At 59.9% G+C, this 23,111-nt stretch carries 21 protein-coding genes and 1 tRNA gene; 9 read left to right on the top strand and 13 right to left on the bottom strand.

Annotated features, from left to right (window positions below):
• Positions 1-29: 29 nt before the first annotated feature.
• A complete protein-coding gene (gene aat / locus IAE34_RS13795; protein ID WP_200139520.1) occupies positions 30-710 on the bottom strand; it encodes a leucyl/phenylalanyl-tRNA--protein transferase in 681 nt (226 codons plus the stop codon).
• Between the two features lie 371 nt (positions 711-1,081).
• On the opposite strand from aat, the gene ftsK reads away from it, so the two are divergent.
• From ftsK to cysG, 6 genes are all read left to right on the top strand, one after another.
• A complete protein-coding gene (gene ftsK, locus IAE34_RS13790; protein ID WP_200139519.1) occupies positions 1,082-3,499 on the top strand; it encodes a DNA translocase FtsK in 2,418 nt (805 codons plus the stop codon).
• A 62-nt stretch (positions 3,500-3,561) separates the two neighbouring features.
• The gene (gene lolA, locus IAE34_RS13785; protein ID WP_200139518.1) at positions 3,562-4,185 is read left to right on the top strand and encodes an outer membrane lipoprotein chaperone LolA; all 624 of its coding nucleotides are present in this window, start codon (positions 3,562-3,564) and stop codon (positions 4,183-4,185) included.
• Between the two features lie 11 nt (positions 4,186-4,196).
• Positions 4,197-5,522 (top strand): replication-associated recombination protein A, encoded by a 1,326-nt coding sequence (locus IAE34_RS13780; RefSeq protein ID WP_200139517.1) that lies wholly within the window; start codon positions 4,197-4,199, stop codon positions 5,520-5,522.
• A complete protein-coding gene (gene crcB / locus IAE34_RS13775) occupies positions 5,519-5,893 on the top strand; it encodes a fluoride efflux transporter CrcB (protein ID WP_200139516.1) in 375 nt (124 codons plus the stop codon). Before IAE34_RS13780 ends, crcB begins: the two co-directional genes overlap by 4 nt.
• Positions 5,894-5,923: 30 nt before the next feature.
• Positions 5,924-7,204: a serine--tRNA ligase gene (gene serS / locus IAE34_RS13770; RefSeq protein WP_200139515.1), complete on the top strand. Its 1,281-nt coding sequence runs from the start codon at positions 5,924-5,926 to the stop codon at positions 7,202-7,204.
• Positions 7,205-8,596 carry a siroheme synthase CysG gene (cysG, locus tag IAE34_RS13765; protein WP_200139514.1) on the top strand — a complete coding sequence of 464 codons (1,392 nt, stop codon included), beginning with the start codon at positions 7,205-7,207 and terminating at the stop codon, positions 8,594-8,596.
• A gap of 32 nt (positions 8,597-8,628) precedes the next feature.
• Here cysG and IAE34_RS13760 read toward each other — a convergent pair whose 3' ends face one another.
• The 8 genes from IAE34_RS13760 to IAE34_RS13725 form a co-directional block, all read right to left on the bottom strand.
• The gene (locus IAE34_RS13760) at positions 8,629-9,588 is read right to left on the bottom strand and encodes a glutathione S-transferase family protein (RefSeq protein WP_200139513.1); all 960 of its coding nucleotides are present in this window, start codon (positions 9,586-9,588) and stop codon (positions 8,629-8,631) included.
• Between the two features lie 96 nt (positions 9,589-9,684).
• Positions 9,685-10,689: a glycosyl transferase family protein gene (locus IAE34_RS13755; protein WP_442793245.1), complete on the bottom strand. Its 1,005-nt coding sequence runs from the start codon at positions 10,687-10,689 to the stop codon at positions 9,685-9,687.
• 8 nt (positions 10,690-10,697) lie between these two features.
• Positions 10,698-11,033 carry a TusE/DsrC/DsvC family sulfur relay protein gene (locus tag IAE34_RS13750; RefSeq protein WP_200139511.1) on the bottom strand — a complete coding sequence of 112 codons (336 nt, stop codon included), beginning with the start codon at positions 11,031-11,033 and terminating at the stop codon, positions 10,698-10,700.
• Positions 11,030-11,329, bottom strand: a complete 300-nt coding sequence (gene tusB, locus IAE34_RS13745) for a sulfurtransferase complex subunit TusB (RefSeq protein WP_200139510.1) — start codon at positions 11,327-11,329, stop codon at positions 11,030-11,032. The genes IAE34_RS13750 and tusB overlap by 4 nt, the downstream gene beginning before the upstream one ends.
• On the bottom strand, positions 11,326-11,685 hold the full coding sequence (gene tusC, locus IAE34_RS13740; RefSeq protein ID WP_200139509.1) for a sulfurtransferase complex subunit TusC: 360 nt from the start codon (positions 11,683-11,685) through the stop codon (positions 11,326-11,328). The genes tusB and tusC overlap by 4 nt, the downstream gene beginning before the upstream one ends.
• 1 nt (position 11,686) lies before the next feature.
• Complete coding sequence (gene tusD / locus IAE34_RS13735; RefSeq protein ID WP_200139508.1) at positions 11,687-12,079, bottom strand: sulfurtransferase complex subunit TusD; 393 nt, start codon at positions 12,077-12,079, stop codon at positions 11,687-11,689.
• 84 nt (positions 12,080-12,163) lie between these two features.
• A complete protein-coding gene (locus tag IAE34_RS13730; RefSeq protein WP_200139507.1) occupies positions 12,164-13,540 on the bottom strand; it encodes a nucleobase:cation symporter-2 family protein in 1,377 nt (458 codons plus the stop codon).
• A 161-nt stretch (positions 13,541-13,701) separates the two neighbouring features.
• The gene (locus tag IAE34_RS13725) at positions 13,702-14,373 is read right to left on the bottom strand and encodes a Bax inhibitor-1/YccA family protein (protein WP_200139506.1); all 672 of its coding nucleotides are present in this window, start codon (positions 14,371-14,373) and stop codon (positions 13,702-13,704) included.
• Positions 14,374-14,506: 133 nt separating this feature from the next.
• Here IAE34_RS13725 and IAE34_RS13720 point away from each other — a divergent pair.
• Positions 14,507-14,594, top strand: a tRNA-Ser gene (locus tag IAE34_RS13720).
• Between the two features lie 238 nt (positions 14,595-14,832).
• On the opposite strand, the gene IAE34_RS13715 is transcribed toward IAE34_RS13720, so the two are convergent.
• A complete protein-coding gene (locus IAE34_RS13715; protein ID WP_200139505.1) occupies positions 14,833-15,918 on the bottom strand; it encodes an IS630 family transposase in 1,086 nt (361 codons plus the stop codon).
• A gap of 96 nt (positions 15,919-16,014) precedes the next feature.
• Here IAE34_RS13715 and IAE34_RS13710 point away from each other — a divergent pair, with 96 nt between their 5' ends.
• Together IAE34_RS13710 and IAE34_RS13705 are read left to right on the top strand one after the other, a co-directional pair.
• Complete coding sequence (locus IAE34_RS13710; protein WP_200139504.1) at positions 16,015-17,211, top strand: IS256 family transposase; 1,197 nt, start codon at positions 16,015-16,017, stop codon at positions 17,209-17,211.
• A 129-nt stretch (positions 17,212-17,340) separates the two neighbouring features.
• Positions 17,341-17,925, top strand: a complete 585-nt coding sequence (locus tag IAE34_RS13705; protein ID WP_233631145.1) for a signal peptidase II — start codon at positions 17,341-17,343, stop codon at positions 17,923-17,925.
• Between the two features lie 155 nt (positions 17,926-18,080).
• Here the strand turns inward: IAE34_RS13705 and IAE34_RS13700 are convergent, their stop codons facing one another.
• From IAE34_RS13700 to IAE34_RS13690, 3 genes are all read right to left on the bottom strand, one after another.
• Complete coding sequence (locus IAE34_RS13700; RefSeq protein ID WP_200139503.1) at positions 18,081-18,839, bottom strand: thioesterase II family protein; 759 nt, start codon at positions 18,837-18,839, stop codon at positions 18,081-18,083.
• 84 nt (positions 18,840-18,923) lie between these two features.
• Complete coding sequence (locus IAE34_RS13695; RefSeq protein ID WP_200139502.1) at positions 18,924-20,228, bottom strand: MFS transporter; 1,305 nt, start codon at positions 20,226-20,228, stop codon at positions 18,924-18,926.
• A gap of 142 nt (positions 20,229-20,370) precedes the next feature.
• Positions 20,371-23,111 (bottom strand): SDR family NAD(P)-dependent oxidoreductase (locus IAE34_RS13690; RefSeq protein ID WP_200139501.1); only part of this gene is annotated, 2,741 nt, incomplete at its 5' end.

The following is a 23,111-nucleotide window of genomic DNA, read 5'->3' as shown; positions in this document are numbered from 1 at the left end:
GAAGTGTAAGCCAGCTGGGGGAAACTCGCCTAGCGCGCCCAGATCACGTTGCAAGGTTGGTCGAGGTGGCGGGACAGGTAGGTGCAGAACTCGGCGCGGCTGATGGCCCTTGCGCCCAGGCTGTGCAAGTGGTCGGTCGGCATCTGGCAGTCGATCAGGGCGAAGCCGGATTCGCGCAGGTGCTCGACCAGCGTCGCGAATCCCACCTTGGAAGCGTTGTCCGCGCGACTGAACATGGACTCGCCGAAGAACAGCTGGCCCATGGCCAGGCCGTACAGGCCGCCCACCAACTCACCGTCCTGGCGCACTTCTACCGAGTGGGCGGTGCCACGCTGGTGCAATTGCAGGTAGGCGGCCTGCATGTTGTCGGTGATCCAGGTGCCGTCGGCGTAGTCGCGTGGTGCTGCGCAGGCCGCTATCACTGCGGCGAAGTCAGTGTCGAAGCTGACCTGGTAGCGACCTTGGCGGATGACCTTGGCCAGTGAACGGGACACGTGCAGTTCGTCGGGGAACAGTACGGTGCGAGGATCGGGCGACCACCACAGAATCGGTTGACCCTCCTGGTACCAGGGGAAGCAGCCATGGCGATAGGCCTGTATCAGGCGCTCGGGGCTCAGGTCACCGCCAGCGGCCAACAGGCCGTTGGGCTCATGCAGGGCTCTTGCCAGGGGCGGGAAGTTCAGCGAGTCGCGGTTCAGCCAGGTGAGCATGGTGATTCGGCGGTAGGGGAGGGGAGTGCGGAGGATGGCGTCTGATCGCGTCGCGGTCAATGCGTGGGGCGTCGAGCGAGTCGCGGGCCAGGCACGGGGCCAGGAACATGGCCTGGCTGCGGTTGGTGAGCAGGCGGTGGGCACCATCGCCGACCTTTGCGGTCATACCTGTGCAAAAATACAGCATAAGCCTTTGTCACAGAACAAAATGCATGCTCAAATTGCACGGATGAAAATCGGCCCTCCGTTCAGGCGCCATGCCGTATGCCGCCATGGCGGCAGGCGGGCGGTAATGTTAAGAATGGTGGTTCGTCGGCCAGTCACCGGCCCGGTCACCGTTTAAAGCGCAGCAGCGCAGGAATAGACGCGTTTTGAAGAAATCCACCGCAACCCCGACCCCCTTGCCCGTGCCGCTATGGCGCCAGCAGTTGCACTATCGACTCAAGGAAGGCGCGCTGATCGCTGTCGGTGCCCTGTGCCTTTACCTGTGGATGGCATTGCTGACCTACGACACGTCGGATCCGAGCTTCACCCACACCAGCAACGTGGACCAGGTGCAGAATGCGGCCGGTCGGGCCGGGGCGTTCTTCGCCGATATTCTGTTCATGGTGCTGGGTTACTTCGCCTACATATTCCCGCTACTGCTGGCCATCAAGACCTGGCAGATCTTCCGCGAGCGCCACCAGCCGTGGCAGTGGAGCGGCTGGCTGTTCTCCTGGCGCCTGATAGGCCTGGTGTTTCTGGTGCTCTCCGGTGCGGCGCTGGCGCATATCCATTTCCACCCGCCGGCGAGCGTGCCGTTCTCGGCGGGCGGTGCCCTGGGCGAAAGCCTTGGCGACCTGGCCCGCAACCTGCTGAACGTGCAGGGCAGCACCCTGATGTTCATCGCCCTGTTCCTGTTCGGCCTGACCGTGTTCACCGACTTGTCCTGGTTCAAGGTGATGGATCTCACCGGCAAGATCACCCTGGACCTGTTCGAGCTGGTTCAGGGCGCGGCGTCGCGTTGGTGGGCGGCGCGCAATGAGCGCAAGCGCCTGGTGGCGCAGTTGCGCGAGGTCGATGAGCAAGTGCAGGAAGTGGTCGCCCCGGTGGTGGTGGACAAGCGCGAGCAGGTCAAGGCACGCGAGCGGATCATCGAGCGCGACGATTCGCTGAGCAAGCATGTGGCCCAGCGCGAGCAGCAGCCGGCGCCCGTGATCAACCTGCCGGCGCCGGTCAAGGCGCCCGAGCCTAGCAAGCGGGTGATGAAGGAGAAGCAAGCGCCGCTGTTCGTCGACAGCGCCGTGGAAGGGACACTGCCGTCGATCTCGATTCTCGATCCGGCCGAGCAGAAGAAGATCGAGTATTCGCCGGAGTCGCTGGCCGGCGTCGGTCACCTGCTGGAGATCAAGCTCAAGGAGTTTGGCGTCGAGGTTTCGGTGGACTCGATCCATCCCGGTCCGGTCATCACCCGCTACGAAATCCAGCCGGCCGCAGGCGTGAAGGTCAGCCGCATCGCCAACCTGGCCAAGGACCTGGCGCGTTCGCTGGCGGTGACCAGCGTACGGGTAGTGGAAGTGATCCCTGGCAAGACCACCGTCGGCATCGAGATCCCCAATGAGAACCGGCAGATGGTGCGGTTCTCCGAGGTGCTGTCGACGCCCCAGTACGACGAACAGAAGTCGCCGGTCACGCTGGCCCTGGGGCACGACATCGGTGGCAAGCCGGTGATCACCGACCTGGCCAAGATGCCGCACCTGCTGGTGGCAGGTACTACGGGCTCGGGTAAATCCGTCGGCGTCAACGCCATGATCCTGTCGATCCTGTTCAAGTCCGGCCCTGAAGACGCACGACTGATCATGATCGACCCGAAGATGCTCGAGCTGTCGATCTACGAAGGCATCCCGCACCTGCTGTGTCCGGTGGTCACCGACATGAAGGACGCAGCCAATGCCCTGCGCTGGAGCGTCGCCGAGATGGAGCGTCGCTACAAGCTCATGGCGGCCATGGGTGTGCGCAACCTGGCAGGCTTCAATCGCAAGATCAAGGACGCCGAGGAGGCTGGCGAGGTCATTCACGACCCGCTGTACCGCCGCGAGAGCATGGAAGACGAGGCGCCGGTGTTGAAGACCCTGCCGACCATCGTGGTGGTGGTCGACGAATTCGCCGACATGATGATGATCGTCGGCAAGAAGGTCGAGGAGCTCATCGCCCGTATCGCCCAGAAAGCGCGGGCAGCCGGTATCCACCTGATCCTCGCCACCCAGCGTCCGTCGGTCGACGTGATCACCGGTCTGATCAAGGCCAACATCCCCACGCGCATGGCCTTCCAGGTGTCGAGCAAGATCGACTCGCGGACCATCATCGACCAGGGCGGCGCCGAGCAATTGCTCGGTCACGGCGACATGCTCTACATGCCGCCGGGCACCAGCCTGCCGATCCGCGTGCACGGAGCGTTCGTGTCCGACGAAGAGGTCCACCGCGTGGTCGAGGCCTGGAAGCTGCGCGGCGCGCCAGACTACAACGACGACATCCTCAACGGCGTCGAGGAGGCCGGGAGCGGTTTCGATGGCGGCGGCGGTGGGGGTGGCGACGGGGACGATGCGGAAACCGATGCGCTGTACGACGAGGCCGTGCAGTTCGTGCTGGAAAGCCGTCGGGCCTCGATCTCGGCCGTGCAGCGCAAGCTGAAGATCGGTTACAACCGCGCTGCGCGCATGATCGAGTCGATGGAAATGGCCGGCGTGGTCACGCCGATGAACAGCAACGGCTCGCGGGAAGTGATAGCCCCGGGCGGCCCGCGCGATTGACGATTACCGTGTCGGGCATCGATCGAGTTGCCCGGCCCATTCACTGTTCGATGAGGATTCCCATGCGCGCGATTCGCATGCTGTTGATTTCCACCCTGACCCTGGGTTCGGTCGCTGCCTATGCCGGTGAGCAAGACGTGCAGCGCCTGACTCAACTGCTGGAAAAGTCCCAGACCATCGAGGCCAATTTCTCCCAGCTGACCCTGGATGCCGGCGGGACCAGCCTGCAGGAGACCTCTGGCAAGATGACGGTCAAGCGTCCGGGGCTGTTCTACTGGCACACCGACGCGCCCCAGGAGCAGGTCGTGGTGTCCGACGGCCAGAAGGTCACCCTGTGGGATCCGGACCTAGAGCAGGCCACCGTGAAGAAGCTCGACGTTCGCCTGAGCCAGACACCTGCTCTGCTGCTGTCGGGTGATGTATCCAAGATCAGCCAGAGCTTCGACATCGTGTCCAAGGAGCAGGGCGAGGTCATGGACTTCACGCTCAAGCCCAAGACCAAGGACACCCTGTTCGACTCCCTGCGCATTTCCTTCCGCAAGGGGCTGATCAATGACATGCAACTGGTCGACAGCGTCGGTCAGCGCACCAACATCCTGTTCAACGGGGTCAAGGCCAACCAGAACGTCGCGGCCAGCACGTTCCAGTTCAAGATCCCGGAAGGCGCCGACGTCATCCAGGAGTAACGCGAGGCATCATGGACCTGTTCAGAAGCGAGCCTGTCGCCCAGCCCCTGGCCGCACGCCTGCGTCCGTCCAATCTGGATGAGTACGTGGGTCAGGAGCATCTGCTGGCCCGCGGCAAGCCCTTGCGCGAGGCGCTGGAGCAGGGTGCGCTGCACTCGATGATCTTCTGGGGTCCGCCGGGTGTTGGCAAGACCACCCTGGCGCGGCTGCTGGCGCAGTTCTGCGACGCCCACTTCGAGACCGTCTCGGCGGTGCTGGCAGGGGTCAAGGAGATTCGTCAGGCGGTCGAGGTGGCCAAGCAGCAGGCGGGGCAGTACGGCCGGCGCACCATCCTGTTCGTCGATGAAGTGCATCGCTTCAACAAGTCCCAGCAGGATGCGTTTCTGCCCTATGTGGAAGATGGCACCCTGCTCTTCATCGGTGCGACGACCGAAAACCCCTCTTTCGAGCTGAACAACGCACTGCTCTCGCGGGCCCGTGTCTATGTGCTCAAGAGCCTGGACGAGGCGGCCCTGCGCAAGTTGGTCGACCGTGCCCTGAGCGAGGAGCGGGGGCTGGGCAAGCGCCATTTGCGCGTCGGTGACGAGGCGTTCGCCATGCTCATGGCCGCAGCCGACGGCGATGGTCGGCGCATGCTCAATTTTCTGGAAAATGCCTCGGATCTGGCCGAGGACGGTAGCGACATCGACGTGCAGATGCTGCAAAGCCTGCTCGGCGACACTCGCCGCCGCTTCGACAAAGGTGGCGAAGCCTTCTACGACCAGATCTCGGCGTTGCACAAATCGGTACGCGGGTCGAACCCGGATGGCGCGCTCTACTGGTTCGCCCGGATGCTCGACGGCGGCTGCGATCCGTTGTACATCGCCCGGCGGGTGGTGCGCATGGCCAGCGAGGACATCGGCAACGCCGATCCGCGTGCCCTGAGCCTGTGTCTGGCCGCCTGGGACGTGCAGGAGCGCCTGGGCAGTCCCGAGGGCGAGCTGGCGGTCGCACAGGCCATCACCTATCTGGCCTGTGCGCCAAAAAGCAACGCGGTGTACATGGGCTTCAAGACTGCGCTTCGCGAAGCGGCCGAGCATGGCTCGCTGGAGGTGCCTCTGCACCTGCGCAATGCCCCGACCAAGCTGATGAAGCAGCTGGGCTATGGCGACGAGTATCGTTATGCCCACGACGAGCCGGATGCCTATGCCGCTGGCGAAGACTACTTTCCCGAGGCGCTGGCACCTCGACCCTATTATCAGCCCGTGCCACGCGGCCTGGAGTTGAAGATCGGCGAGAAGCTGCGGCACCTGGCCGAGCTGGATCGCAGCAGCCCTCGACAACGGAGAAAAACATGATTGGCCTGATCGCCTCGGTGAGCGTCGCTGGCATTGTCGGGACCTTGCTGCGCTTCGCAGCCGGCAACTGGGTCAATGCCCACTGGCCACGGCACTTCTATCTCGCTACCCTTGCGGTCAACCTGGTGGGCTGCTTGATCATCGGCGTGCTCTACGGCCTGTTCCTCAACAGGCCGGGCGTACCGATCGAGGTGCGTTCGGGGCTGATCGTCGGATTCGTCGGTGGCCTGACCACCTTTTCGTCTTTTTCACTGGACACCGTACGCCTGCTCGAAAGCGGGCAGGCGCCGCTGGCGTTCGGCTACGCTGCCGCCAGCGTCCTGGGTGGGCTGCTGGCCACCTGGGCCGGTCTTACCCTTACCCGATTCTGAACCAACACTTACACCTAACGAGAGAACGATATGCTCGATGCCAAACTGTTACGCGGTCAACTTCAGGAAGTGGCGGACCGCCTGGCCTCCCGTGGCTTCAGCCTGGATGTCGCGCGCATCGAATCACTGGAAGAGCGCCGCAAGTCGGTGCAGACCCGCACCGAGCAGTTGCAGGCCGAGCGTAACGCCCGCTCCAAGTCCATCGGCCAGGCCAAGGCCAAGGGCGAGGACATTGCGCCGCTGATGGCCGATGTCGAGCGCATGGCCAACGAGCTGGCCGCCGGCAAGACCGAGCTGGACGTCATTCAGGCCGAACTGGACGCGATCGTGCTGACCATTCCCAACTTGCCGGATGCCAGCGTACCGGTCGGTGCCGACGAGGACGGCAACGTCGAAGTTCGTCGCTGGGGCTCTGCGCGCGAATTCGATTTCGAGGTCAAGGACCACGTGTCCCTCGGCGAACTCAGCGGCGGCCTGGACTTCGAGACCGCAGCCAAGCTCTCCGGCGCGCGTTTCGCCCTGTTGCGCGGCCCGATGGCGCGCCTGCACCGTGCACTGGCGCAGTTCATGATCAACCTGCATACCAGCGAGCATGGCTACGAAGAAGCCTACACGCCTTACCTGGTGCAGGCGCCGGCGCTGCAAGGCACCGGTCAGTTGCCGAAGTTCGAAGAGGACCTGTTCAAGATCAGCCGCGAAGGCGAGGCCGATTTCTACCTGATCCCGACCGCCGAAGTGTCGCTGACCAACATCGTGTCCGGAGAGATCCTCGACGCCAAGCAGCTGCCGATCAAGTTCGTCGCCCATACGCCGTGCTTTCGCAGTGAAGCCGGCGCATCGGGGCGCGACACTCGCGGCATGATCCGTCAGCACCAGTTCGACAAGGTCGAGATGGTGCAGATCGTCGAGCCCGGCAAGTCCATGGAGGCGCTGGAAGGGCTGACCGCCAACGCCGAACGCGTCCTGCAACTGCTGGAACTGCCGTACCGGGTGCTGGCGCTGTGCACCGGCGATATGGGCTTCAGTGCGGTCAAGACCTACGACCTGGAAGTCTGGGTGCCGAGCCAGGGCAAGTACCGCGAGATCAGCTCCTGCTCGAACTGCGGCGACTTCCAGGCGCGCCGCATGCAGGCACGCTGGCGCAACCCGGAAACCGGCAAGCCGGAACTGGTCCACACCCTCAATGGCTCTGGCCTGGCGGTGGGACGTGCGCTGGTGGCGGTGCTGGAGAACTACCAGCAGGCCGACGGCTCGATTCGTGTGCCAGAGGTCCTCAAGCCCTACATGGGCGGCGTCGAGGTCATTCGCTAAATGAAATACCTGCCACTGTTCCATCGGTTGCAGGGCGCTCGGGTACTGGTAGTCGGTGGCGGCGAGATTGCCCTGCGCAAAGCCCGTCTGCTGGCTGATGCCGGTGGGGTGCTGCGCGTGGTCGCGCCCGAGGTCGACGGTCAGTTGGCCGCCTTGGCCAGGGGCGCAGACGGCGAGGTACGGGTTCGCGGTTATCAGGCTGGCGATCTCGACGGCTGCCGGCTGGTGATCGCCGCGACCGATGACCCGCACCTCAATGCCCAGGTGTCGGCGGATGCGCAGGCGCTCAGCCTGCCGGTCAACGTGGTGGACGCGCCGGCGCTGTGCACCGTGATCTTCCCGGCGATCGTCGATCGCTCGCCCTTGGTGATCGCCGTCTCCAGCGGCGGCGACGCGCCGGTGCTGGCTCGCCTGATTCGTGCCAAGTTCGAGGCCTGGATACCCGCCGCCTACGGTGAGCTGGCCGGCTTGGGCGCGCGTTTTCGCGACAAGGTCAAGGCGCTGTACCCCGATGTCAATCAGCGCCGTGGATTCTGGGAAACCGTTTTCCAGGGACCGATCGCCGAGCGCCAACTGGCCGGGCAGGGCGCCGAGGCCGAGCGGCTGCTGCAGGCGATGGTCGACGGTGCGCCGGTTCAGCAAGGGGGGGAGGTCTACCTGGTGGGTGCAGGTCCTGGTGACCCCGACCTCCTGACCTTCCGTGCCCTGCGGCTGATGCAACAGGCCGACGTGGTGCTGTACGACCGCCTGGTGGCGCCGGCCATCATCGACATGTGCCGGCGCGACGCCGAGCGCATCTACGTGGGCAAACGCCGGTCGGATCACGCGGTGCCGCAGGAGCAGATCAACCGACTGCTGGTCGACCTGGCGCGTCAGGGCAAGCGGGTGCTGCGACTCAAGGGTGGCGATCCGTTCATCTTCGGTCGCGGTGGCGAGGAAATCGAGGAGCTGGCTGCCGAGGGCATCCCTTTCCAAGTGGTCCCAGGCATCACGGCGGCCAGCGGCTGCTCGGCCTACGCCGGCATTCCCCTGACCCACCGCGATCACGCCCAGTCCGTGCGCTTCGTCACGGGCCACTTGAAGGACGGCACCAGTAACCTGCCCTGGTCCGACCTGGTCGCGCCCGCGCAAACCGTGGTGTTCTACATGGGGCTGGTGGGCTTGCCCGCCATCTGCGCCGAGCTGATCCGTCATGGTCGCGCCGCCAGCACGCCGGCAGCCCTGGTGCAGCAGGGAACGACCCGTAATCAGCGCGTGTTCACCGGCACCCTGGCGGACCTGCCCGATCTGGTGGCCCGGCATGACGTGCATGCCCCGACACTGGTCATTGTCGGCGAAGTGGTTACGCTGCGCGACAAGCTCGCCTGGTTCGAGGGCGCACAGCACGGCTGAAGCCGCTGGGGTCGTCAGCTGGCCCCACGGTGTTACCGCTGGAAGATGCCCTTGCCCGGCAGCCGCTCGCGATCATGGGGCCGGTCGAAGTCCTGCTGCGGCCCCTTGGGCACGATGCCATTGGGGTTGATGGTCTTGTGGCTGAGGTAGTAGTGGTTCTGGATATGCTGCATATCCACGGTCTGCGCGATCCCCGGCCATTGGTACAGTTCGCGCAGCCAGTTCGAGAGGTTGGCGTAGTCGACCAACCGGCGCAGGTTGCACTTGAAGTGGCCGTGATACACCGCGTCGAAGCGTATCAAGGTGGTGAACAGACGAATGTCCGCTTCGGTCAGGTATTCACCCGCCAGGTAGCGCTGACGATCCAGTAAAGATTCCAGATGCTCCAGCTCGGCGAACACCTCGTCGAACGCCTGCTCGTACGCTCGCTGCGAGGTGGCGAAGCCTGCGCGATAGACGCCGTTGTTCACCGCAGGGTAGATACGCTCGTTCAGGGCATCGATAATGCCGCGCAGAGCCGACGGGTAGAGGTCAAGGCGGTTGCCGGTGAGCTCGTCGAAATCGCTGTTGAACAGGCGGATGATCTCGGCCGATTCGTTGTTGACGATGCGCTGGGTCTGCGTGTCCCACAGCACCGGCACGGTGACGCGGCCGCTATAGTGAGGGTCGTCACGGGTATAGCGCTGGTAGAGGTAATCCAGGCCGTCGAGGGCGTCGCCGGTCGAGCCTTGGGTGGTATCGAATGTCCAGCCATGTTCGCCCATGAACCAGCTGACCACCGACACACTGATCAGAGGTTGCAAATCCTTGAGCGCTCGGACGATCAGGGTGCGGTGTGCCCATGGGCAGGCCAGGGACACGTACAGATGATAGCGTCCCGCCTGCGCTAGGGGCAGTGCGTTGCGACGCTGGGAATCTTCACGGCGAAACGCACCGTCCTTGCTGTTTTCGTACCACTGGTCGTGCCAGCGGCCATCGATCAAAAGGCCCACGTCAGCGCTCTCCTAGCCAAGCTCATTTGCTGTTGGAGAGGAGTCTATGGGATATCGTTCGAACGACCAGCGCAAAGATCCCCTGTTATTGATCGGTCAGTTCGATGTATTGCGCAGGCTCCAGTAGGTCCGGGCGTTTTCGAAGGCTTGTTCACGGTCCTGACCCAGTCCGCGCAGCGCCAGGGCCATGGTCGCCGTTACCGCCAGTTCTCCATAGCTGTCGTGCGCGTCTCCACGCCACACGGCCAGAAGATGCTCAGGCTCCAGGCTAGCCGGTTTGACATGGCGCTGGGCGCTCAGGGCTGGCCATTCCTCATCCCAGGCCAGGCTGTCCTGGGTGCCATACAGATGGCTGAGCACATCCGGATTGACCTCGATCTCGCCGCCATCGCCCTTGACCACCAGCGCGCAGTCACCCAGCAGACGACTCGCTTCGCGGTGCACGGCCTGGTAACCGGGATGAAAGATGCTCTGCAAGCCGCAGCGGGCGGCCAATGGATTGAGTACGCGAGCCAGCGAGTGGATCGGTGAGCGCAGTCCCAGTGTATTGCGCAGGTCGATCATGCGCTGCAACTGCGGTGCCCAGTCGTGCAGGGGGAAGAAGGCCAGGCTGTGCGCGTCGAGATTGCGGGCCACCGCTTGCCAGTCGCGGCACAGCGGAATGTCCAACAGGCCGAGTAACTGTTCGGTATACAGGCGTCCCGCCGTATGAGCGCCGCCACCATGCATGAAGATGCGTACGCCCTGCCTGGCCAGGCACTTGGCCGCCAGCAGATACCAGGGCAGGTGACGTTTCTTGCCGGCATAGCTGGGCCAGTCCAGGTCCACCGAAAGGGCGGGTGCGTGCAGGTGGGCGCGCAAGGCTTCGGTAAAACCGGCCAGCTCCTCCGGGCTCTCTTCCTTGTGACGCAGCAGCATCAGGAAAGCGCCAAGCTGCGTGTCTTCGACCTTGCCTTCGAGCAGCAGGGTCATGGCTGCACGGGCCTCGTCGCGGTTGAGGCCGCGGGCGCCTCGCTTGCCCTTGCCAAGGATGCGCACGTATTCGGCGAAAGGGTGTTCGGCAGGCGTTTGCAGTGTCAGAGGGCGTGGCTGGTCGCTCATGGGCTCGTTCATATGCAGTTGGTCGGCTTGGGCAGGCCCGCCAGCTTGGCGGCCAGCTTCGCGGGAGTGCCCTTGAACAGGCGGTTCAGGTGCTGGCTGTTGCCTTTGTCGGGGCCGAGTTTCAGCGCGGTGTACTTGATCAGCGGGCGAGTGGCCGGTGACAGCTGGTATTCGGCGTAGAACTGGCGCAGCGCTTCGAGCACTTCCCAGTGGTCCGGGGTCAAGTCCATGCCTTCCCGCATGGCCAGGGCCTTGGCGACGTCAGCGGACCAGTCCTGCAAGTCCAGCAGGAAACCGTCCTTGTCCAGGGCGATGGAGCGATGGGCGACCGTGAGCGCGTTCATAACCATGTGTTGACCTTGTCGAAGCGCAGCGACAGCTCGACGAAGCCTGGGTAGTCCACCGGCTGGCCGTGCTCCCGAGGCAGGCTGCGGGCAGTGAGGTCTTCATCGAGCGCGAACAGCCGTCCTTCGACGCCCGCGTCCAGGAGCGCCTGGCAGGGCTCGCTACCCGGCATGAGCGCGTAGGTGGCATCGCCGCACAAGAGCACGGCGTCCTGGGTGCCAAGCAATCTCAGGCAAGTGCTCAAGCGGTCGTCGCCGAACGGGGAGTGGCTGATGACATGCAGGGTGGTCGTCACAGTGTCAACACTTGGTCGAATCGAGCGAGCAGGGCCGTGATGGCCGCATCGTCGAGGATCTCTACGGGCAGCGCCAGCGAGCGTTCATCCAGGCCACGTTGCTTCAGGCTGCGCGCGCAGGCGAACAGCGCCTCGACCCCGAACATGGGCAGCGCCTGCAGGTTGGCGGCCAGGTTTTTCTGCTGCACTGCCGAAGGTTGCTGGTCACCTGCCAGTTGAAGCACGCCGTCGTCGAGAAAGAGCATGCCCAGCGGAAGGTCGAAGGCGCCACCGGCCAGGGCGATGTCGAGTGCCTCGCGGGCAGACGTACCCGCCCAGGGCGCCTGCCGGCTGATCAGCAAAAGGGATTTGGCCATTTCAGTCGCCTCCGAAGCAGACCAGGCGGTCTGCCGATTGCGCGGCCTCGTGAAGCTGCCCCAGGCCTGACAGCTCCCAAGGTGGGGGCAGGTTGGCCGCAGGCCGCTGATAGCGGCTGGCCTCGGCGTCGTCGAGTACCCCACGACGCAGTGCCGCGGCGATGCACACCACGGCATCGAGCTGGCGCCGTTCGATGAAGTCGCGCCATTGCGCGGCCACGTCGAGTTCGTCCTGAGGCGCGACGACGTTGGCCGAGGCGCTGTGCACGCCGTCCTGGTAGAAGAACAGTCGGACGATTTCGTGCCCACCCGACAGCACGGCCTCGGCGAAGCGCAACGCGCGGCGCGAGGAGGGCGCATGGGCCGGGCTGAACACCGCGATGGCGAATTTCATGAGACGCTCAGATAGTGAATTACCGACATGATAAAGCAAAAAGCCCGCACTTGGCGGAGCGGGCTTCGAGCGAGATATCGCGACTCAGGCGCGGGGCTGGACCTCTGGCAGGAACCAGTTCAGCACCACCGCGCAGATGCCTCCAGTGGCCACGCCTGATTCCAGTACGTTGCGCAGGGCCGCCGGCATGTGCGCGAGAAACTCCGGCACCTGTGCCACGCCCAGCCCGAGGGCCAGGGAGACCGCGATGATCAGCAGCGCTCGGCGGTCCAGGCGAGTACTGGCCAGGATGTTGATACCGGAGGCGGCTACCGCACCGAACATCACCATGGCCGCGCCCCCCAGCACCGGCTCCGGCACGGCCTGGATGACGCCTGCCACGCCAGGGAACAGTCCCAGCACGATCAGCATCAGTGCGATCCACACGCCGATGTGGCGGCTGGCGATGCCGGTCAGCTGAATCACCCCGTTGTTCTGGGCGAAGATCGAGCTGGGGAAGGTGTTGAACAGCCCGGCCAGCAGCGAGTTGGCGCCATTGACCAGCACGCCACCCTTGATCCGTTGCATCCAGATCGGACCCTCGACCGGCTGGCGCGAGACCTTGCTGGTGGCGGTCACATCACCGATGGCCTCCAGCGACGTCACCAGGTAGATCACCAGCATGGGGATGAACAGCGCCCAGGAAAAGCCAAGGCCGAAGTGCAGCGGCACCGGCACCTGGAACAGCGCGGCCTGGTGCATGCCGGTGAAGTCCAGGCGGCCGAGGTAGGCCGCCAGCGCGTAGCCGACGGCCAGGGCGATGACGATGGCGCAACTGCGCAGCCACACCACCGCGAGGCGGTTCAGCACGACGATGATCGCCAGTACCACGCCGGACAACAGCAGGTTTTCGCCATTGGCGAAGGTGCCATTGCCCATGGCCGTGAAGCCGCCCCCCATGCTGATCAAGCCGACCTTGATCAGGGTCAGACCGATCATCAGTACCACGATGCCGGTGACCAGGGGTGTGATCAACCGCTTGATGAAGGGCAGGACACGCGAGACGAACATCTCCACGAAGGAGCCGGCGATGACCACGCCGAAGATCGCCGCCATCACGCCCTCCACCGGGGTGCCCTGCTTGACCATCAGTGCCCCGCCGGCGATCAAAGGGCCGACGAAATTGAAGCTGGTGCCTTGCACGATCAACAGTCCCGCGCCGAACGGACCAAAGCGCTTGCACTGAACGAAGGTGGCGATTCCCGAGATCACCAGTGACATGGAGACGATCAGGTTGGTGTCTCGGGCGGACACGCCCAGCGCCTGGCAAATCAGCAAGCCCGGCGTGACGATTGGCACGATGATCGCCAGCAGGTGCTGCAACGCCGCCAGCAGGCCAATGGTCAGCCGTGCCCTGTCCTCGAGACCGAGAACCAGTTCGTTCGCAGGCGTGGCTCCTGGCTGGTGTTCATGTGAGCTCATGGAAAACTGCCCTGAAGAAAAAAGGAGCGCATTCTACGGCGCGCAGGGCAGGAGGGGTAGAGGCAGCCAAGTGGCTTGGTGAACAAAGGCGGCGGTACAACCGGACGGGTATGAAAAAGCCCGCCGAAGCGGGCTTTTCCAGAGCGGATGGTAGAGCGGGATCAGTCGCTACGGCCGACGATACCGAAGATCTGCAACAAGCTGATGAACAAGTTGTAGATGGAGACATACAGACTGATGGTAGCCATGATGTAGTTACGCTCGCCGCCATGGATGATGGCGCTGGTCTGGAACAGGATGCAGACCGAGGAGAACAACACGAAGCCAGCGCTGATCGCCAGCTGCAGACCGCTGATCTGGAAGAAGAAGCTCGCCACCACGGCGCCCAGCAGCACGAAGAAACCGGCGGTGATGAAGCCGCTCAGGAAGCTCATGTCACGACGGGTGATCAGCACGTAGGCGGACAGGCCGCCGAACACCAGCGCGGTCATGGCGAAGGCGGAGCTGACCACCTCGGCGCCACCGGCCATGCCCAGATAGCGGTTGAGGATAGGGCCGAGAATGAAGCCCATGAAGCCGGTGAGGGCGAAGGTGGAAACCAGGCCCCATACCGAATCGCGCAGCTTGGCGGTGAGGAAGAACAGCCCGTAGAAGCCGATCAGCACCACGAACACGTTCGGGTAGCCGACGTGCATCTGCTGGGAAACGAAGGCCATGATGCCGCTGAAGGCCAGGGTGAGTGCCAGCAGGCTGTACGTGTTGCGCAGGACTTTGCTGATCTCCTGCTGCTCGACCTGCTGGCCGTGGTGTACGGCGTAATCCTGTTCGCGCATGGCGAGACTCCTGTGGAACCGATGGGATTGAAACGTTCGGATGCAAAGATCATAACAGAGCCTTGGCAACCCGCGACATAGAGAGTTTGACAGCTTGTTTCATTGCGGTATGATTGCCGCCGCTGAACGCGCTGGAAGCGTGGCCGAGTGGTTTAAGGCAACGGTCTTGAAAACCGTCGATGGGCAACTATCCTAGAGTTCGAATCTCTACGCTTCCGCCATAAATTCTCATTAAAGCCCTGATTTTTCAGGGCTTTTTTGTGTCTGGTCGGCTTCAGCCCATACTCTAGCTCATACTTTGGGCGTTGGCTCTGAATGGATTGCTTTGGATCTGGCCGATGAGTGGTCGGGGTGAGAGGACCACTTCTGCACCATGGCATTGCGAGTCACAATGCAGCTCTGAGAAAGCGTCGCTCAAGCGTGTGAGGTGCATCTAGTGTGGCGTTTCGCAAGTAACACTCATATTTTTCGGGCTAGCGCCTCGGCTGCACGGCCGACGCTCGCCAATATGTCATCGGCCTTTCGATGCCAGCGAAAGGGTTGAGGATTGGCGTTGTGAGTGCACAGGTAGTACTCAATAGACTCCTCCAGATCCTTTACGCTGGTATGTGCCTGGCGCTTGATCCACTTCTCGCTCAGCTTCGAAAAGAAGCGCTCCACCAGATTCAACCAGGATGCCGAAGTCGGCGTGAAATGCACTTGGTAGCGCGGATGCGCTGCCAACCACGCTTTCACTTTGTCGGTCTTGTGTGTCGCGTAGCTGTCCATTACCAGATGAACAGGCATGTCCTCTGGTACGTTGACGTCTACCTCTTTGAGGAAAGCGAGAAACTCCGCACTTCTATGGCGACGCTTCAACCTTCCGATGACTTCACCCGTAGCGATGTCCAGCGCCGCGAACAACGATGTGGTTCCGTGGCGCTTGTAGTCGTGGGTGCGAGTGACGGGTTTGCCGGGTACGAGAGGCAAGCCTGGCTGGGTACGGTTCAGTGCCTGAATCTGGCTTTTCTCGTCGATACAAAGCACAAGGGCCTTGTCGGGCGGGTTGAGATAGAGCCCGACAATATCGTGGACCTTGTCGACGAACAGAGGATCAGTCGAAAGCTTGAAGGTCTTCTCCAAGTGAGGCTTGAGCCCGAAGGCATGCCATATTCGCATGACGCTGGCTGGAGAGATCCCGGTTGCCTGACTCATCGAGCGAGTGCTCCAGTGGCTGGTATCTTCGGGTTTGGATTGCAGTGCCTGATTAACCACGGCCTGTACTTGCTCATCGGTGATGCTGCGGGGCCGGCCTGAACGATGTTCGTCATTTAAACCATCGAGCCGCAGCCGGCTGAATCGCACTCGCCAACGTGAAACCGTGTGCACGCCAATGCCGAGTCTGTGGGCGATCGAGGTACCTGACTCTCCACCTGCACATGCCAAGATGATTTCGGCGCGAAGGCGGGATTCAGCAGGCCCTTTACGCTGTCGAGAGCGACGAAGCAGCTCGATGTGTTCTTCGTCGCTCAGTTCAATCGGGGCAGCAGGTCGGCCAGTTTTCATATGTTGCTCCAGGGCATCTCTGATGCTGAAAAGCCTAGACCAAAATATGAGTGTTATTTACGAAACACCACACTAACACTCACCAGGAAAACCACGATGACCAAGCCCACTATCGCACTGACCGAGTTGGTTGAGAAAGGGGCAGACGCTGATCTGCTCAAGCAAATGATCCAGTTCGCTGCCCAGCGCATGATGGAATTCGATGTCGAAAGCCTGTGCGGCGCCGGCTTCGACGTTAAAAGCCCTGACCGGATCAACAGCCGCAACGGCTACCGGGATCGCCTCTGGCAAACCCGCGCTGGCGATGTCGATCTCAAGATCCCGAAACTGCGTCAGGGCAGCTATTTCCCCGGCTTTCTTGAGCCTCGTCGTACTGCCGAGAAGGCCATGGCGGCGGTGATCCAGGAAGCCTATATCCAAGGCGTTTCAACGCGTTCGGTGGACGAGCTGGTCAAGGCCATGGGCATGACCGGCATTTCCAAGAGTCAGGTGTCACGACTGGCTGGCGAGATCGATGAACGCGTCCACGCCTTCCTTGATCGCCCTTTGGAAGGCGACTGGCCGTACCTGTGGATCGACGCCACTTACGTCAAGGTGCGGGAGGCCGGACGCATCGTCTCGGTTGCCGTAATAATTGCTGTGGCCGTTAACACTGATGGTGGCCGCGAAGTCTTGGGCATACGGGTTGGGCCGTCGGAGGCCGAGCCGTTCTGGACGGACTTCCTGCGAAGCCTTATGCGGCGCGGCCTGCGTGGCGTGAAGTTGGTCATCTCTGATGCTCACGAAGGTTTGAAGGCTGCGGTTTCCAAGGTCTTCAACGCGACCTGGCAGCGCTGCCGAGTGCATTTCATGCGCAACGCCATGGCCCATGTCGGCAAGGGCCAGCGCACCATGGTAGCGGCGCTTCTGCGTACGGTTTTCGCCCAGGATAGCCGCGCTGAATGCCACCAACAGTGGCGCTTGGTTGCAGACCAATTGCGCGAAAAGTACCCCAAGATCGCAACACTCATGGACGGGTGCGAGGACGAAGTGCTGGCGCACATGGCGTTTCCCAAAGCGCATCGACAGCAACTGCACAGCACCAATCCACTGGAGCGGCTCAACGCAGAGATCAAGCGCCGCACCGACGTCGTGGGCATCTTCCCCAACGATCCTGCGATCACAAGGCTGGTAGGGGCGATGCTGCTGGAGCAGAACGACGAATGGTGCCTGCAACGGCGCTATATGCAGTTGGAGGCCTTTGAATCCGTCAGCGATAATCCACAGGCCAAGCTGTCGGCCGTGATCAACTAAACGGCAAACTCAGTGGCCAGCGCCATGATGAGTTACACCACTTCCTGGGACACGATCTGGGGTTTCGCTCCTGTTCAGTATGTTGTGATAGCTTGGCGAGGCTAGTTAGAGTATAATTCACGTGTTAGGTTGCGCAGTTTTCTAGTCATTTCCCATGATTGGTATTGCGGCTCTTTTGAATGCGAAATTATTTTTCTTAAACAGGAGTTAAAAGTGGTGCAGGGAACGATAAAATGGCGGTTTTTTACTATATTTGCAGGTCTTGCTTTCATTGCCCTTGATCAATGGATCAAGATTGTCGCACTTGTCTATCTTAATTCGAGCTACTACAAAGTCGGAAATGAGATGTTGGGACTAGCATTTGAGCTGAGTCTGAATTCAGGAGCGTTTCTAAGTCTGGGGGCTGGATTGCCAGCCCTGTTGAAGCAGGCGATTTTTGTTGTGTGTGCTTGTGTTTGTCTTGGCTGGACTGTCTATTGGATTGTGTCGCGATGGGGTATTGCCTTGAAAAGTGCAATTCCTTTATACGCTATTGTATTGGGGGGAATGTCGAATCTGATTGATAGGTTTTTTCGGGATGGGCATGTAGTCGATTATCTGGTTTTCAATGTGGGGCCTCTCCATACTGGTGTGTTTAATTTGGCAGATATTGCGATTACCGGCGGAGCCATTTTCTTGCTGGTAGATATGTGTGTCAAACCTAGGGCGAGCTAGACTGTTATCGGGTAGTCGGCGGGAATAGGATTTTCAGATTTATGAGAGCCAGAGCCTAAAGCGCTGCACGCCCGCAGCTCGATTGGTGTCAAGTTGCGGGCGTGGATATTTTGCTCTTCCGCCCCTGTAGAGATTTCTTCAGGGGTGGCGTGATGTTATCTTGCAATTTGTTTTGCAAGGTGGTCTATCAGCTCGTAGCGTTCCTCTGTGTTTAAATAGAAATGATCCCCGCGAAATTTTTTAAATTCTAACGGGTGTGTAGTGCACAGCTCCCATCCGTCTAGTGTCTCTGGTGGGATGTGTTCGTCGCGCTCGCCGAAATAGATTGTTATTGGGATTTTAAGTGCGGGTGGCTGTCTGGAATGGTAATTCTCGCATATCTTAAGGTCTGCCCTAAGTGCGGGAAGAAAAATATCTATCAATTCCTCGTTTTTTAAGATTGAACTGTCGGTTCCGTTGTAGGTCTTTAGCTTTTCTATAAGTTCATTTCGCGGCAGGTCGTAAGTGTGCGGCTTTTGGGCAGGTATAGGCGGTGCTCGAAAGGAGGATATGAATAATCGGTCTGGAACTGGGTGATTATTGTTCTTGAGCCAGGCTGTCAGTTCGAATGCCAGTAAGGAGCCAAAGCTATGACCAAAAAAGGCAAAGGACTGAGTGAGATGAGGGACGATAGCTTGGCCCAAGTCATTTATAAGCGGCTGAAGCTCGTCGTATGAGCTCTCTGAGAAGCGAGTCTCCCTTCCGGGTAGCTGAACAGCGGCAAGTGCTATATTGCTTGGCAAACTATCTTGCCAGTTCTTGTAGGCCAGTGCACCCGCGCCTGAGTATGGGAAGCAGAAGAGAGTGGTCGATCCCTTGGCAGTATTAGAGTGATATTTTATCCAGTTATCGCTTGTTAGGCGGGGCAGTGTCATGATGTATATTTTCCTGATATAGGATTTGCGATAGGGAAGTGTGTACTTAGGTTATGAGGCATAATGGTTGTGCTGCAGGTACTTTTAGTTGGCGTCTGGAACAGAGTTTTCGACTTTCCTGAAATCACTCTTGCTGTACGATAATATAATGAATGAGGCAAATAGCAGGCCGGCCACGATGAGCATAAGGCCGAGCCCTCGCCCCCTTCCTACACCCGTCAATACACCTACTGACGATGCCAGATATCCATCGGCTCGCATGGCTGGTTCAAACAGGGCATCCGCAGTGTAGCCTCCTAGAAAAGTAGCCACGGCGGCAGATGTGACCAGAAGTGCTTGGCGAGTGGCAAAGATGGATCCTTGGATATCGCTAGCTATTTTTCGCTGCCAGATCGTCATATTGCAGTTGGCACTGATGATCGAAAAAAACATGAAGGAGAAGCCGCATGCATACAGTATGGCTGTTTCTGTGAATAGGCCGGCGATGACAAGCGCTATAGTAATCAATAGGTCGGAAGTTATGATGATGGGTAGCAATTTTTTGGGAAGCGGAAAGGCAATTGATAATGCGGCACCAGCCACCATGCCGAGGGCACAGAAAAATAAAACCCTCCCGAGAATGTCTACAGGGTAAAGTGTCAGGGTTAGTGGTGTGACTAGCATGATGGCTAGACCTATCACGAAACTTTCGATTAGTGAGTAGTTCATGAGGCTGCGAAGCTCTGGGGGTGTATTGGTAAAGGGATTGATTTTCTTTTTTGCCAAGTTGTCGTCGGAGGTTGTTTCTGCTGTGGAGTCAGATTGCCAAGTGGTAGCCGGGATGTAGACTGCCAATGTCAGGCAGATGCCGACGGATGCCGTGGTCAAGACCAGGATCAGTACTTCGTTCAATCCATTCTGGCTTAGCAGTAGTCCTGAAAGCCAGGGGGCAACTAGGCGCGAAAAGGCGAAAGCGATTTGCATAAGGCCGTTGGCTCTGCCCCATTCTGCTTTGGGTACCAGTTTGCTGATGGATGAGTGAGCGGGAATGAGTTGAAAAACCTGGCAAACTGAGAGCGTCGAGTTTATTACGTAGAGCATTTCAACTTGCAAGCTGTTGGTGTTAAGCAGAACGAACAAGGTGCACATTGCCAACAGTGATATCAGGTCGGCACGAAGCATTAGTTTCTTTCGACTTCCCCGATCAATCAGCTTTCCTGCCCAAGGTGTGATCATTACCCCGGGTAATATTGCTAGTGAAAGGAGCGTGGCGTATTGGCAGGTTGATCCTGTTTTTTGGGAGATCCAGACGGCAAATGTAAATTCGGTCATGGCCGAGGCGAAGATGGCCATGAGTCGGCTTGCCCATAGCAAGAGAAAATTTCGTCCAACGCCGAGCGTTAGTTCCATGCATCACCTTTTGGCGGCTGACGTGAAGTGTCCAGCACTGCGATTCTGATTAAGTAGTTTTTGACTGATTGTTCAGGCGTTAGAATTCCTCCTGGAGCACTATTGCGCTAGTGCGGCTCCAAGAGGACTTCAGGGATGGAGGTTAATTACAGCTGCGCAGGGTTGCCTGCAACAATTCCAGCGCTTCCTGTTCCGACATTTGCTCTATGTCAGTTCTCAGGTAACGCGGCTTCTGATCAGTGCGATTGGTAATTGGCTCGACGAAAGTACTCGATTGCTGTTGCGCAGTCACTGGTGAGCGAGAAGCGATACATTCACTTAATGCTTGAATGGTTGGGTTCTCGAAGATGGCCGTTGATGGCAGGTCGATGTTGAACGAGTTCTTGATCCTGGCCAGCAACTCGGCAGCCAGGACGGAGTCCATGCCCAGATCAAAGAAGCCGGTGCGTCGATTGATGGCGTTGCGATCAGGCAGGCCGAGTAAATCTCCTACTTCGTTGTTGAGATACTGTTCGATATCTGACGGGGCGAGGCCTGTCACTTCAGGACCCTTGGGCGTACTGCTGGCGATTGTCGGTGTGCCGATGGTGGCCGGGACAGCAGATTGAATACTGTTGAACATCCGGCCCATGCCAAGGACGTCGGCGACTTTTCTGAATTGTGCCCAAGATGTATCGGTCACGGTAATCGGGCGGCTTCCGCTAGCTAACAGTGTTCCTAGCATATTTAGGCAAACATCAGGATCAAGCGTTTTGATCCCGGATGTCTCTAGGGATGCAATCAGCTCTGGTGCGTTGGCCATGCCTGTTCGATCCCAAGGCCCCCAGTTCACTGCGGTGGCAGGTACTGCTTGATTGCGTGTAAAACTGCCGAAGGCATCGAGGAAGGCATTTGCAGCCGCATATGCGCCAAGTCCCGATGCGCCCCAGACGGCCGAGATGGAGGAGAAGGAGATGAAGAAATCCAGCTCCAATGCTTTTGATGTCTCGTAAAGCGACCAGGTGGCGTCGACCTTGGCGCCCATCGTGCGCTTTAGATCTGACCAGTGCAGGTCATTGAGTTTCGTCATGGCGCCCGACGTTCCTGCGCAATGGAAGACCCCCTTCAGCGGGTGAATGCCTTGCGAGACGGTTTCAACAAGCTGCAGCACCTCATCTTCAACCCGGATATCGGCGTGATGAATTGTCAGTTTCGCACCAAGGCTTCTCAGGTGTGCGAGGGTTGAGTGTTGCTGAGCCGTCGTGGCGCCGGATCGATTTACTAGCGCCAGATGTCTGGCCCCATGGGCCACCAGCCATTCGCACAGCTTCAGGCCGATCTCCCCCAGCCCACCTGTAATAAGGTAGGCAGCGTCGGACGCAATTTCTATGCCTCTGCCTTGCTTGAGCGGTTTTCGGCTCAGGCGAGCGACATGGCGCTTGTGGTCCCTGAATGCGATCTGAAATTCGCTCGAGCCACCGAAGGCGATTTCATCGACTAGGACCTGCGCGTCCTCATTGATCTGTGTTGTTTTTCTGTCCTGATGCAATGGCAAGTCGATAAGCCGTGGACGTAGACCGGGCGCCTCGTGGCTCAGCGTTTTCATCAGGCCTGCAAGCGGTGCCTGCGTAAGTTCTGCCATACCGGGCTCGGTGTTGATGACTGGATTCATCGCTATTGCCCCTCCGGTAACCATGTTGAATCCATGGGGCAGAGTGGTCTGCAAGCGGAGCATCAGTTGCATGGCGAACAATGCATCTCGTGTCCGATTGTCGGTCTGCCCGATTACATCATGGCTGGCTTGATCGCAAGAGAGGTTGTTGTTCCACAGGTAGATGACGCCACTGATGGCTCTGCCGTCCTGGGTGATCCGACTTCTCAGTTTGGCCTGGGACTTCGTCGTATCGCCCGTATCGAGGCGCAGGGCTTGGAGCTCTTGGTTGAGGGGCGAATCGTGACGCACCAGTAAGAGAGGGCTGGGGTCTAAGGCCCTGATTTTGCCAAGAACGGCTTCGCTCAAGGGGCCGTCCTCCAGGAAAATCGCCCAGTGTGGCTGAGACTTGTCGGTTTGGGAGGAGGCGTCGGTTATGAGCCTGTCCTGGACGATCCACTCAATTTGATACGTCAGGTCGCCGAGTTCCGCTTCTGAGGTGGATGGTTGGTGTTGAACCGCTTTCACTGAGCCCGTCGATGATGTGTTTCGATAGTTGAAGTACTTTTTGTCCCAGGCATAGCTGGGCAACTCAATTTGCTGGCTGGCATGAGCGGGATGGAAAGCTTTCCAATCCGGTGTATAACCTTGACTGTAGATTGCTCCAAGGGCTTCCAGCGTCTGCGTCCAGTCATCGCGGCGGCGGTTCAGCATCGCCATTGCCCGCACATTGTCCGGCATTTGTGTGGCTGCCAACTCCATGAGCACTGGGTGCGGTCCAGCTTCCAGCCATACTGAGCAGTTCAGTGATGCTAACGTTTCAAGACTGCGTGCGAACGACACAGGTTGACGGGCGTGATCCCGCCAATAACGAGCACACAGCATTTCGGGAGTGGCCGCTTCGGAACTCAGGTTGCTGATGAGAGGAATTTTCGGCGAGTGATAAGTGACTTCGGCCGCGACTTGCTCGAAGTCATCGAGAATCGGATCAAGGCGTGCGCTATGAAAGGCGTGTGAAACACTCAACTGCACGGTTCTGACTTGTAGCGCTGCAAGTATTTCACAGCAGTGCGCTACTGAATTGGCATCGCCGGAGATCACCGTTTGCAGCGGGCTGTTGAAGGCCGCGATCGATACCGCACCATCGAACCCGGCGATGGCCGCTTCAACGACCTGGTGGTCGGCTCGAACAGCGGCCATGGCCCCCCCAGCCGGCAGGGACTGCATCAGACGCCCGCGGGCCAGGACCAGTT

This window comes from Pseudomonas sp. S30, from assembly GCF_016518545.1.
Classification (GTDB): Bacteria; Pseudomonadota; Gammaproteobacteria; order Pseudomonadales; family Pseudomonadaceae; genus Aquipseudomonas.
Note: the sequence above shows the minus strand (reverse complement) of the source record. Positions and strands in the feature narration are given on the sequence as shown.

What these genes read in the sequence shown, in the direction of transcription:
- aat (WP_200139520.1), bottom strand. Translation starts at nt 710, where the DNA reads ATGCTCACCTGGCTGAACCGCGACTCGCTGAACTTCCCGCCCCTGGCA.
- lolA (WP_200139518.1), top strand. Translation starts at nt 3,562, where the DNA reads ATGCGCGCGATTCGCATGCTGTTGATTTCCACCCTGACCCTGGGTTCG.
- IAE34_RS13780 (WP_200139517.1), top strand. Translation starts at nt 4,197, where the DNA reads ATGGACCTGTTCAGAAGCGAGCCTGTCGCCCAGCCCCTGGCCGCACGC.
- crcB (WP_200139516.1), top strand. Translation starts at nt 5,519, where the DNA reads ATGATTGGCCTGATCGCCTCGGTGAGCGTCGCTGGCATTGTCGGGACC.
- serS (WP_200139515.1), top strand. Translation starts at nt 5,924, where the DNA reads ATGCTCGATGCCAAACTGTTACGCGGTCAACTTCAGGAAGTGGCGGAC.
- cysG (WP_200139514.1), top strand. Translation starts at nt 7,205, where the DNA reads ATGAAATACCTGCCACTGTTCCATCGGTTGCAGGGCGCTCGGGTACTG.
- IAE34_RS13755 (WP_442793245.1), bottom strand. Translation starts at nt 10,689, where the DNA reads ATGAGCGACCAGCCACGCCCTCTGACACTGCAAACGCCTGCCGAACAC.
- IAE34_RS13750 (WP_200139511.1), bottom strand. Translation starts at nt 11,033, where the DNA reads ATGAACGCGCTCACGGTCGCCCATCGCTCCATCGCCCTGGACAAGGAC.
- tusC (WP_200139509.1), bottom strand. Translation starts at nt 11,685, where the DNA reads ATGGCCAAATCCCTTTTGCTGATCAGCCGGCAGGCGCCCTGGGCGGGT.
- tusD (WP_200139508.1), bottom strand. Translation starts at nt 12,079, where the DNA reads ATGAAATTCGCCATCGCGGTGTTCAGCCCGGCCCATGCGCCCTCCTCG.
- IAE34_RS13730 (WP_200139507.1), bottom strand. Translation starts at nt 13,540, where the DNA reads ATGAGCTCACATGAACACCAGCCAGGAGCCACGCCTGCGAACGAACTG.
- IAE34_RS13725 (WP_200139506.1), bottom strand. Translation starts at nt 14,373, where the DNA reads ATGCGCGAACAGGATTACGCCGTACACCACGGCCAGCAGGTCGAGCAG.
- IAE34_RS13715 (WP_200139505.1), bottom strand. Translation starts at nt 15,918, where the DNA reads ATGAAAACTGGCCGACCTGCTGCCCCGATTGAACTGAGCGACGAAGAA.
- IAE34_RS13710 (WP_200139504.1), top strand. Translation starts at nt 16,015, where the DNA reads ATGACCAAGCCCACTATCGCACTGACCGAGTTGGTTGAGAAAGGGGCA.
- IAE34_RS13700 (WP_200139503.1), bottom strand. Translation starts at nt 18,839, where the DNA reads ATGACACTGCCCCGCCTAACAAGCGATAACTGGATAAAATATCACTCT.
- IAE34_RS13695 (WP_200139502.1), bottom strand. Translation starts at nt 20,228, where the DNA reads ATGGAACTAACGCTCGGCGTTGGACGAAATTTTCTCTTGCTATGGGCA.